Origin of the sequence: Streptomyces minutiscleroticus (assembly GCF_014650875.1) — a bacterium.
Classification (GTDB): domain Bacteria; phylum Actinomycetota; class Actinomycetes; order Streptomycetales; family Streptomycetaceae; genus Streptomyces; species Streptomyces minutiscleroticus.
This window is the reverse complement of the sequence record NZ_BMVU01000023.1, coordinates 22753-23461: the sequence shown is the minus strand read 5'-3', so window position 1 is coordinate 23461 and position 709 is coordinate 22753. Positions and strand designations below refer to the sequence as shown.

1 protein-coding gene is annotated in these 709 nt (G+C 74.5%); it reads right to left on the bottom strand.

Annotation, left to right across the window (positions count from 1 at the left end; all coding sequences use genetic code 11):
* Positions 1 to 300: 300 nt before the first annotated feature.
* Positions 301 to 696, bottom strand: coding sequence for an EVE domain-containing protein (locus IE271_RS21985; RefSeq protein WP_190192105.1), 396 nt, complete (start codon positions 694 to 696; stop codon positions 301 to 303).
* Between the last annotated feature and the right edge of the window lie 13 nt (positions 697 to 709).

Sequence of the window (709 nt, the reverse complement as noted above, 5' to 3'; positions counted from 1 at the left end):
CCCCGGACGGGGCGGAGCCGGAGCAGCCGCCCCGTCCGGGCCCCGGACCGGACACGGACCGCACGCGTCGCGCCGGAAAGGGAGCAGAGGCCGCGCGAGGTCCCGGCAGGGCACGGACGGCGTCCGGATCCGTGGCCACCTCGGATCATCGGCCGGGGCCCACGCCTGCGGCGGGGAAGGGACGCGTGGTGCCATGGGCGGCGGTTCTCACGCTCAGAGCCGTCCTCATGTACCGTCCCCGTTTGATCACGTGCCAGTCGTCGCAGGTCACGGGCTCGACGTGCCCGGGTCGTCGGCCCGTCACAGGCCCGCGTGGTCCAGCAGCAGTCCCAGGTCGCTGTCCTTCACCCGGGTGACCCCCTGCGGGTGCCGGTTGGACAGGGCGTGGAGCGGGACGGGGTCGAGGTGCAGCCGGCGGGTCGCGTCCCGGTCCAGGGTCGCCGTGACCCGCCACGGCTGGCGGGGACTGCCGGTCACCTCGTACGGCTCGTCCTCGATCTCGGCCACCGCCGCGATCTCCCGCACCGGCGCGGCGAAGTAGACCCACAGACGGTCGCCGGGCGCCATGCGCCGCCACCGGGACAGGCACCACTCCCGGCGGGGCGCGGTCTCGGCCTCCTCCAGCATGCGGTCCTTGGCGGAGGAACCACCGCCCGGAGCGGTGTCGGCAGGTTTCACGATGAACAGCCAGTCCACGGACGCTCCTCCG